Annotated in this window: 8 protein-coding genes and 1 pseudogene; 6 read left to right on the forward strand and 3 right to left on the reverse strand. The window is 63.0% G+C overall.

The features are described 5' to 3' along the window. Positions 1-193 (forward strand): annotated as a pseudogene (locus VG320_RS17805) (acetyl-CoA C-acetyltransferase); the annotation flags it as partial. 241 nt (positions 194-434) lie between these two features. Continuing rightward, a complete protein-coding gene (phbB, locus tag VG320_RS17810) occupies positions 435-1,178 on the forward strand; it encodes an acetoacetyl-CoA reductase (RefSeq protein WP_327201406.1) in 744 nt (247 codons plus the stop codon). A gap of 105 nt (positions 1,179-1,283) precedes the next feature. Here phbB and VG320_RS17815 read toward each other — a convergent pair whose 3' ends face one another. Further along, on the reverse strand, positions 1,284-2,516 hold the full coding sequence (locus VG320_RS17815; protein WP_327201407.1) for an MFS transporter: 1,233 nt from the start codon (positions 2,514-2,516) through the stop codon (positions 1,284-1,286). 905 nt (positions 2,517-3,421) lie between these two features. On the opposite strand from VG320_RS17815, the gene VG320_RS17820 reads away from it, so the two are divergent. Continuing rightward, the gene (locus tag VG320_RS17820; protein ID WP_327201408.1) at positions 3,422-3,994 is read left to right on the forward strand and encodes an H-NS histone family protein; all 573 of its coding nucleotides are present in this window, start codon (positions 3,422-3,424) and stop codon (positions 3,992-3,994) included. A gap of 267 nt (positions 3,995-4,261) precedes the next feature. Beyond that, positions 4,262-5,380 carry a PHB depolymerase family esterase gene (locus VG320_RS17825; protein WP_327201409.1) on the forward strand — a complete coding sequence of 373 codons (1,119 nt, stop codon included), beginning with the start codon at positions 4,262-4,264 and terminating at the stop codon, positions 5,378-5,380. 21 nt (positions 5,381-5,401) lie between these two features. Here the strand turns inward: VG320_RS17825 and VG320_RS17830 are convergent, their stop codons facing one another. Together VG320_RS17830 and VG320_RS17835 are read right to left on the reverse strand one after the other, a co-directional pair. Further along, complete coding sequence (locus VG320_RS17830) at positions 5,402-6,082, reverse strand: response regulator transcription factor (protein WP_327201410.1); 681 nt, start codon at positions 6,080-6,082, stop codon at positions 5,402-5,404. A gap of 118 nt (positions 6,083-6,200) precedes the next feature. After that, the gene (locus VG320_RS17835; RefSeq protein WP_327201411.1) at positions 6,201-7,148 is read right to left on the reverse strand and encodes a helix-turn-helix domain-containing protein; all 948 of its coding nucleotides are present in this window, start codon (positions 7,146-7,148) and stop codon (positions 6,201-6,203) included. 446 nt (positions 7,149-7,594) lie between these two features. On the opposite strand from VG320_RS17835, the gene VG320_RS17840 reads away from it, so the two are divergent. Together VG320_RS17840 and VG320_RS17845 are read left to right on the forward strand one after the other, a co-directional pair. Beyond that, a complete protein-coding gene (locus VG320_RS17840) occupies positions 7,595-8,998 on the forward strand; it encodes a winged helix-turn-helix domain-containing protein (RefSeq protein WP_327201412.1) in 1,404 nt (467 codons plus the stop codon). 183 nt (positions 8,999-9,181) lie between these two features. Further along, a partial coding sequence (locus VG320_RS17845; protein WP_327201413.1) for an alpha/beta hydrolase occupies positions 9,182-10,092 on the forward strand: 911 nt, incomplete at its 3' end.

Genomic DNA, 10,092 nt, shown 5'->3' on the forward strand with positions numbered 1-10,092 from the left:
GATGGGCTGGGACACGTCGAAGATCAACGTGAACGGCGGCGCGATTGCGATTGGCCACCCGATCGGCGCATCGGGCTGCCGGATTCTGGTGACGCTGCTGCACGAAATGCAGCGCCGCGACGCGAAGCGCGGCCTGGCGTCGCTGTGTATCGGCGGCGGCATGGGCGTGGCGCTCGCGCTGGAACGCGTCTGATTCCCGTGTGAGTTTGCAGTGAGTTGTCCGCCGGGGGGCTTGTTAGCCGGCGGACGACGCAACAGATTTAGCAGTCAATCTAGCAGCAAGTTCGCGCATCATGCGATGCAAACAAGAAACCGCGCGATCCATGCCGCGCAATCTTCGTGCCCCATGCGAAGTGCCGGCACTCGTAAGACGTAGCGCTTTTTAAAAGGGCGTTGCGAGGACCATTGATTATCTTCTCTCGCGGATATACAGGATGACTAAGCGTATTGCATTGGTAACGGGTGGTATGGGCGGCCTTGGCGAGGCCATCAGCGTACGTTTGCACGACGCAGGCTACAAGGTCGTGGTGACGCACTCGCCGGACAATTCAGGGGCAAAGGACTGGTTGGCGCGTATGCAGGAAACGGGCCGCGATTTTCACGCGTATTCGGTCGACGTGGCCGATTACGATTCGTGCCAGCGTGGCGCGAAGAAGATTCAGAATGAAATCGGCGGAATCGATATTCTGGTCAATAACGCGGGCATCACGCGCGACATGACGTTCCGCAAGCTCGACAAGGTCAATTGGGACGCCGTGCTGCGCACGAATCTGGATTCGATCTTCAATATTTGCAAGCCGGTTTGCGACGGCATGGTGGAGCGCGCGTGGGGGCGCATCATCAATATTTCGTCGGTGAACGGCTCGAAGGGTTCGGTCGGCCAGACCAACTATGCCGCCGCAAAGGCGGGCATGCACGGCTTCACGAAGTCGCTGGCGCTCGAAGTGGCGCGCAAGGGCGTGACGGTCAACACGATTTCGCCGGGCTATCTGGCGACCAAAATGGTCACGGCAATTCCGCAGGATATTCTCGATTCGAAGATCCTGCCGCAGATTCCGATGGGGCGTCTGGGCAATCCGGACGAAGTGGCCGCGCTCGTGTTGTTCCTGTGCTCGGACGACGCCGGTTTCGTAACGGGAGCGAATATTCCCATCAACGGCGGCCAGCACATGCAGTAAGCAGTACGGCTTTCAGGCCGCGCAGCGTGGCTGCGCGGCAAGCATCGATTCATTCGCGCCGGCACCTTCAAGTGCCGGCGCTTTTTTTGCAGCTTATTTCGCCGCTTATTTCACCTTGTTACGGTCGAGCGAAAACGACACTATCAGCACGACAATGCCGAGCGCGGCGAGAATCGCACCGACCCAGCCTGTTGCGAGCCAGCCAAAACCGGCCGCAATCACGACGCCGCCCAGCCACGCGCCCAGCGCATTGGCGATATTGAACGCGCTGTGATTGAGCGCGGCCGCGAGCGCTTGCGCGTCGCCCGCGACATCCATCAAACGCGACTGGAAAGCCGGCGTGCAGGCGGAGCCGAAGCCAACGCAGAACAGCACCGGCAACATCAGCCAGAGATGCGGCGCGGCCGCGACGAACACCAGCAGGACCACGGCCGTGAACGCATACATGCCGAGCATGGTGCGCTTGAGCCAGCGATCCGCGAACCAGCCGCAGGCCATATTGCCGATGATCATGCCAAGTCCGATCAGCGCCAGTGCCCAGGGCACGTGATAGCTCGGCAGATGCGTGACTTCGGTGAGCGTGGACGCCACATAGCTATAAACCGAAAAGATCCCGCCGAAACCCACCGCCGAGGCAAGCAGCGTGAGCAGCACCTGCGGACGGCCCAGCGCGCCCAGTTCGGTGAGCGGGCTGGCCTTGCTCGACATCGGCAAAGTCGGCACCGAATACGAGATCATGCCGGCCGTGATGAGCGCGATGACGGCGACCGATGCGAAACAGGCCTGCCAGCCCAGCGCCTGTCCGAGCCAGGTGGCGGCGGGCACGCCGATCACATTCGCCACGCTCAGACCCAGCATGACCTTGCCGATTGCCGCCCCGCGTTTGTGCGGTGGCACGAGCGCGGCCGCCGCGAGCGCCGCCAGACCGAAATACGCGCCGTGCGGCAGGCCGGCGATAAATCGGCTCGCGAGCGCGAAGCCATAACTATGGAAAATCGCCGTCGCGCCATTGCCGATCGCATAAAGCAGCATCAGAACGATCAGCAACGCGCGGCGCGGCATTCTGGCGAGCAGCACGGTGATGAGCGGCGCGCCGACCACGACGCCCGCCGCATAGGCGCTGATCATATGGCCCGCCTCGGGAATCGTGACGTGCAGATCGCCGGCCATTTCCGGAAGAATGCCCATGGCGGCGAATTCAGCCGTGCCGATTGCAAAGCCGCCGAGCGCGAGTGAGAGTTCGGCGAGACCGAGTCCGTGCGGCGGCTCGATGAGCGGCGAAAGGGCAGCGGTTTCGGCAGCCTCGGCGCGTAGGGAAGTTTCTACAGGTGCATTCATCGATTGTGTCTAAAGCGAGGTCTATCGCAGTCCAAAAAGCACAGTCCAAACAGCGGCAGTCTAAAAGCGTTGGACGGAATTGATGTGAAGGATTGTGATCGATAACACTGCGAGCGCAGGCTTGTGCGTGGCCGTTATTTTTCCAGTCAGCGACTTCGGAATGGATGGGTGGTGTCGTTCAGGATCGCCGCTCAAGACAATTGGCGCGTGCGAGGCAATGGCATCGCACGATGCGAACGCGAGCGTCGAAAAGTGACTTGCAAGGCCTTTATCGCATGCATCGCATGCAAGGAACGGACAGATCCGGTGGGGTGAAAAAACAACAGTGGCAAGTGATATCGAAAAGCGGCTGCTCGTGTGGCGACACCGTGAGCAGCACGTATTTTAGATCATCTGATGTATCCGCGCAGTGCGCGCGACGTTTGCCCAGCGTATTGGACAACATTGAGGCGCTCGGCGAGCGACATGTGGAAACCCTATGTTGGCGCTCGCACTATCCATTTTTTGCCAGACGACTGAACATGCGCGTATTGCTGGAAATTGCGCGCGCATGCTGAGGTGTGAACCTGCGGATAAGTGTCGTAACGCGACATAGTCGCCGCAAGACTTTCACTTTTTCAAACTCTGTATCTTGAAGTTCGAAAGCATTTCGCCCACACTGAATTTGAAGTTTCGCGAGAGCGGGAGTATCCCGGTGAAAGGAATCGGAAAAATTTCCTGGTCATTTAAGCGCTATTGGGCTTGCGAATTGCTGAATGTCATCCAATGAGTTTGCACCCGCGGGCTCTTTACCGCCATAATCCGGTTGCCACGATGGCAATTGCCGATATGGACCAGGCCAAACTTCGCCATGCAAACGAAGTTTCACAGGTGTCTGGAGACGAAATCCTATAAGGGAGGTGAGTATGGTGACTTTGGACGCGATCAACCTGAAGATCGCAAAGCTGCAAAAGCAGGCGGAAACGCTCTCTCAAAAGCAGGCGTCGGTCGGCCTCACAAAGATTCGCGACCTGATGCACAAGCATGGCCTGAGCGTGGCCGATATCGAAACGTTTGTCGGCAAGAAGCGTGGCCGCAAGCCGGGCGTGAAGGCGGCCAACGGCTCGGCAAAAGCGGCAGGCGCTGCGGTGCATCACGTTGCACCGAAATATGCGGACCCGAAAACGGGTGCGACGTGGACCGGCCGTGGCCGTGCGCCGCTGTGGATTCGCGACGTGAAGGACCGCTCTAAATTCCTGATCGACGGTGCGACGGCTGCTGCACCGAAGGCAGACGCCAAAGCCACTGGCGCGAAGCGCGGCCCGAAGCCCGGGTCCACGCGCGCGACGGCTAAAAAAGCCGCCGCCGTGAAAAAGACGGTTGGCGCGCCGCGCGGCCGCAAGGCTGCGGCTTCGGCACCGGCCAAAAAGACGCGTGCGCCGCGCAAGCCGCGCGCCGTCGCCGCACAAGCCGCTGCCGCCGAGGCCGCAGCAGCCTGAATGGCGTAAGTAGTATCAGAAGTTTCGATGGCATTAAGGCGGGCCGCCTGAATGGCATGAACGTGGCATGAACATGCCATAAGCGGCCTTTGCCATGGAATTCGCGAGCCGGCGAAATACCGGTTCGCGCGTTCCGCTCGATTGGGTTGACCGTACTCCAGTATTGGCTGAATTCCCCGGGCGTCTTTTGCAGATGTCCGGGCTCTTTGCGGCTTTTTGCAGCGTTTGCTGTTTGTGCCGCGTCGCTTCGTTGTCACCGGCCACGCCATGCCCAGGAAAAAATCCAGTGTTTGGCTTCGAGGTTTAGACCTGCTTGCAAGCGTCATGGCGCCGCCGAAGAAAAAGGCTACCCGGCGTAAAACCGCAGCCGTCAAAATCGCCACGAACGCCACCATCAAACGCGCAAAGCGCGCCTCGACAGTTTCTCCAGCAACCCGTACGCAAAAAAACGCAACGCCAGAATCCCGTGCAAAAACGCCGGAAAAGGCATTACCCGGCCGTTGGCTGCGCTCGTTTCATTCCGCTGCACCCACAGCCGGGCGTCTCGTCAATCACCTCGCCTACGCGCTGTATTTACCCGCAACGAGTGCGTCCACTGCGGGTTTGCCGCTTGTCGTGATGCTGCACGGCTGCAAGCAGACCGCCGAATCGTTCGCCCGCGGCACGCGTATCTGTCAGCGCGCCGAACGGGCCGGCTTCGCGGTTTTACTGCCCGAGCAGGCGAAAACCGCGCATGCGCAAGGCTGCTGGCACTGGCACGACGATCCCGGCAATACGGAAGCGCCCGCAGTCGCGTCGCTGATTGCCGCCATCGTCGGGGAATATGGTTTTGACGCGCAGCGTATTTATCTCGCGGGTATTTCGGCGGGCGCGGGTCTCGCGGCGGCGCTGGCCATTACTGATCCGCAATTGTTTGCGGCCATTGGGCTGCATTCGGGGCCGGTATTTGGCGCGGCGACTTCCACCATGACGGCGATGAGCGTGATGCGGCGCGGCACGCGTGAAGACCCCGTGCAGTTGATCGATGCGCGCGTGGATGTGAAGCACTACCCCGGCATGCCGACCGTGATCGTGCACGGCGAGCTGGATGCGGTGGTCGCAAAACGCAATGCGGAGCAATTGACGCTGGAATTCGCACGCCTGAACCGGCTCGTCGATGAGCACGGCGAATTGCGCGTGGGCGAGCAGCGGTTTTATAGCCGCGATGGCGCGGACTTTACCGATTACGTGAAGGGCGGCCGCAATGTGGTGCGCCTGTGCGTCGTGCGCGGACTCGGGCACGCGTGGAGCGGCGGCGATCCGTCCGAGCCGTTTCATTCGGCACGCGGGCCGGACGCCACGGCGTTGTTATGGAATTTTTTCCGCCGCCAGCGAAGAATGACCTGATCGCCGCGCCGGTGTTGAAACTCATACTCGCGCGTTCGCGTGTTGCCAGGCATGCGCGTGCGCGATTCCCAGCCGGTGCGCGAGAATGACCAACTCCGCGAACGAGCGCGCCTGCATTTTGCGCATTGCGCTGCCGCGATGGATTTTCACCGTGACTTCGCTGATGCCAAGTTCATCGGCGATCTGTTTATTCATTCGGCCCGAAGCTGCGAGCGCCATCACTTCGCGCTCGCGTTGCGACATCGATTCGTAGCGCGCGATCACGTCGTGATTGGCGCGGCTTTGCGCGAGCCGCGCGCGGTCGCGCTCCAGCGATAGCGCAATCGCGTCGAGGAAATCCTGATCCCGGAACGGCTTGATGAGGAAATCGGTCGCGCCGGCCTTCATCACGCGCACGCTCATCGGCACGTCGCCGTGGCCGGTGATGACGATGACGGGGATGGCGTCGCCCACGGTATTGAGCGTGTCCTGCAGCGTGAGGCCGCTGTTGCCGCGCAGGCGCACGTCGAGCACGAGACAGCACGGCTCGTCGCCGCGCGCGCAATCGAGAAAGGCCTGCGCGCCGAGAAAACCGCGCGCGTTAAGACCCACCGAGCGCACGAGCATACAGAGCGCTTCGTTCACGGACACGTCGTCGTCGACGATATAGACCGTCGGCGTGTCGCGAGGAGCTGGGGCGTTGTTGCTGGACTGCGGGTTCACGTTTCGGTTCCGGATGCGCGCATGGATGGGACGGCGTGCGTGCAGGCATCCTAACTTGGCGTAAACCCGGTGTCTTGTCGATAAATGAAGCGTTTTGGCGAAAATATCGCAGCGCACTTCAGGCGTCGGCCGTCGCGTTCTGACGCCGCCAGGCGCCGGGTGCGATGCCGACTGCTCTGGAGAACATACGCGTGAAGTGTGTTTGATCGGCGAAACCGCAGGCGTTGGCGATTTCGACGAGCGTGAGCGTGCTATGCGCGAGCAGCCCCTGCGCCTGCGCGATGCGCTGCGCGAGTTGCCACTGATAGGGCGTATAGCCCGTCGAACCGCGAAAAGCGCGGATGAAATAGCTCGGCGACAGGCGGCATTCGGCGGCGATGGCCTCGACCGAGCAGCCGGCGTTCGCGCCCGCGCCTTCGAGCAGCAGATCCTTGGCGCGCGTCTCCTGCCAGCGCGACAGCGTGGCGCGCCGCGGAGTCTGGCGTGCGCTCACGCCGCCATAACGCGTGACCAGATGCTGGCCCATGGCGAGCCCAATCTGTTCGAGAAAGAGCGGGCTGTACGCTTCGGGGCAATCGAAGGCCGGCAGCAGCGCGCGCGCAAGATGGCCGAAAACATCGTCATGCTGGCCGACGACGCGCGCCAGACCCGTCACGCGATGGCGCGAGGCATCGGCGCCCATGCGCTCCAGCCAGCCGCGCGGCACTTCCAGCAGCACGAAGTCGAACGAGCCGGAGAGATCGGCGCGATAGTTATCGTCGAAATCGCGCACATAAAGCGAGTGCTCGCCAAAGTCGTGCGCGCTGGCCGCCCCGCCGCGCATGATGCGCCGCGTGTGTCCCGCCTGCAGCGACACGCCGACGAGAAAGCCGCGGTCTTCCGCCGGTGTTTCGACCTGGCCGAAGATGCGCTCACGCGCGTGTTTGCGATGCAGGTTCAGTTCGCCCGCGTCGAGCCGCTGGCTCAGCGCGAGCCGTTCGAGCGAGCAGCCGAAGCCGTCGCGCGCGGGCTGGGCGGATGTTGTTGAGGTAGAACGGGCGCGCGGGGAGTGGGTCTCGGTGGTCACGGGCACTATCTCCGGGAGCGTCGATTCCGGCGCGGCAAGCCAGCGCCGTCGGACCCGAAGTATAGGGCATGCAATATATTGTGACTGACCGTTTAGTGGGCCGCCGGTTAATTGGCGGAATTAACCGCCACTGCGGCCGGTCGCCCTCGTCACGATCCAGCAAGTATTCCGGCAAGTATTCCGTCTAATACTTACGTATTAATCGCAGCCAGACTCTGCGAGAGAAGCACATAAATAGCCCACCGCCATGCTGCGCTCCTCGCCGCACGACTGTTACCGGTAGCACCGCCACACCTATGGATGATGGAACAAGCGGCGGCGAAACCCTACGATTCGCTTAATGACGCGCTTCGCCGGCGTCAGGGCCGCGCCGCGTTTCCCTACGCTCAGGCGCAAACCGCGCAAACAAGCGATTAAAAAGAGAGACGGCAGATGGCGAGAAAATCATGCACCAGTTCGATCGGGTGACCGTGTCGCTGGCAAGCCGCGAGGTCTATCTGGACGGCAAGCCGCATCCGCTGAGCGCGCGCGCGTTCGATATCCTCGCGCTCCTGATCGACGCCGATGGGCGCATCGTCTCGAAGGATGCGATCCTGAACGCCGTCTGGCCCGGCACGGTCGTCATCGACAACAACATTCAGGTGCATATTTCCGCGCTGCGCAAGCTGCTGGGCGGCAAACATGGCTGGATTCGCACGGTGCCGGGCCGGGGTTATCGGCTTGCGTCGCCTGACGCGCACGCGATGGTGCAGACCGACGTGGCGCGTCCTCCCGCCGTGGGGGTGCCGCGCGACGAAGTCTGGCCGCGCGCCGTGCCGCGCATGCCGCTGATCGGCCGTGACGATGCGCTCGCGGAACTGCTCGCCTTACTCGACAGCGAAACGCTGCTGACGCTGGCGGGCCCGGGCGGCGTGGGCAAGAGCGCGCTCGCGTGCGAGCTGGCCTACGCGCGTAGCGCTGGCACCGGCGCCGGCATCCGCTATATCGACTTTGCGGCGGAAATGGCCCATTGCACCGCGCACGCCGCGCCGCGTCTGCCGGATTTCGACCAGGCCGCCGCCGCGCGCCACATGCTCTTCGTGGTGGACGGCTGCGAGTGCGCGATCGACGAGGCGGCGGCGTTTTGCCATGCGCTGAGCGCCGCTTATCCGCATGCACGGATCGTCGCGACGAGCCGCGAGCCGCTGCATATTGCCGGCGAGCGCGTATATCGCGTTGCGCCGCTCGCTCTGCCGCCGCAACACGCGAGTGAAGCGCAGATGCGCGCCAGTGCCGCCGTGCAGCTATTTCTGCGTCATGCGTGCGCGGGCGAGTGCGCTAGCGCGTCGACCATGCCGCCGCTGGACATGGTCGCTTTGTTGTGCCGTCAACTGGATGGCTTGCCGCTTGCGCTGGAACTGGCCGCGCGCCGCGCCGCGCTGATCGGGCTCGGGCCGCTGCTTGCGCAACTCGACGCGCACTGGCTCGCGCTCCCCAATGGCCTGCGCGGCGTGCCGGCCAGGCAGCGTACGCTGGGCGCCTCGCTCGAATGGAGTCACGCGCGCCTCGACGCGATCGAGCAGACGGTGCTGCGCCGTGTTGCGGTGTTTGAAGGCGCATTCGATCTGGATGCGGCGATGGAGCTTGCGGCCTGTGCGGCGATCGACGCGGCTCGGGTGATCGATGGCCTGACCGGGCTGGTGTCGAAGTCGCTCCTGCTGGCCGAGTCGCATGCAGCGACTGCGACCATGCGCTATCGCCTGCCGCGCGTAACGCGTCTATTCGCGCTCGACAAACTCGCGCAGGCGGGCGAGGCGAACTGGCGGGCGCGCAGCGCCCAGCGTCATTCTTCTCTGGCATTCGCTGCCTGAATCGAAAGCGGCTTAAGCGCGTTTCAGGATTCTTCAGGTTTCGATAAGGACTTCCGTTTCTGGCGTCGTTAAGCTGGCTCGGGCATGCGGGTCTGACCGCATCGCTATCAACAAGCAAGCCATAACCACGCAACTGCGACGCGCGCGCTGTAGCCGCGCGACGCTTCGACGGAGAGTACCCGCATGACCACGCAGCAGATCCACACGACTCCCGCTTCGGCCACGCGCCGCCGCATGCTTTCTGCGAGCGCTGGCGTAGCCGGCGCGGTCGCCGCCATGTCGAGCCTCGCCGCCAGCGCGGCCACGAGCACGGGCGGCGCGGCCCACGCGCACAGCACGGGCCACCACCACGGCGGCGGCTTCGTGAATGCAAAGGACGGCACGCCGATCTATTTCAAGGACTGGGGCACGGGTACGCCGGTGGTGTTCTCGCACGGCTGGCCGCTGTCAGCCGATGCGTGGGACGCGCAGATGCTCTTCCTCGTGAATCAGGGCTACCGCGTGATCGCACATGACCGCCGTGGCCACGGCCGCTCGGGCCAGCCGTCCGAGGGTAACGATATGGATACCTACGCAGACGATCTCGCCGCCGTACTCGATGCGCTCGACGTGAAGGGCGCGATGCTCGTGGGCCATTCGACGGGCGGTGGCGAAGTCGCGCATTACATCGGCCGTCACGGCGAGAAGCGCGTCGCCAGGGCCGTGCTGATCGGCGCGGTGCCGCCCATCATGGTCAAGACCGAGGCCAATCCGAACGGCCTGCCGATGTCGGTATTCGACGGCATTCGCGCAGGCGTCGCGGCGAACCGCTCGCAGTTCTATCTGGATCTGGCCACGCCGTTCTACGGCTTCAATCGCCCCAACGCCAAGGTGTCGCAAGGGCTGGTGCAGGACTTCTGGCGCCAGGGCATGGCGGGCTCGATCAAAGGGCAGTACGAGTGCATCAAGCAGTTCTCCGAAGTCGATTACACCGACGACCTGAAGAAGATCAGCGTGCCCACGCTGATCCTGCACGGCGACGACGACCAGATCGTGCCGATCGACGATGCGGCGAAGCTCTCGGCGAAAATCGTCAGGAACGCCACGCTCAAGGT

Origin of the sequence: Paraburkholderia sp., assembly GCF_035948235.1 — a bacterium.
GTDB lineage: Bacteria > Pseudomonadota > Gammaproteobacteria > Burkholderiales > Burkholderiaceae > Paraburkholderia.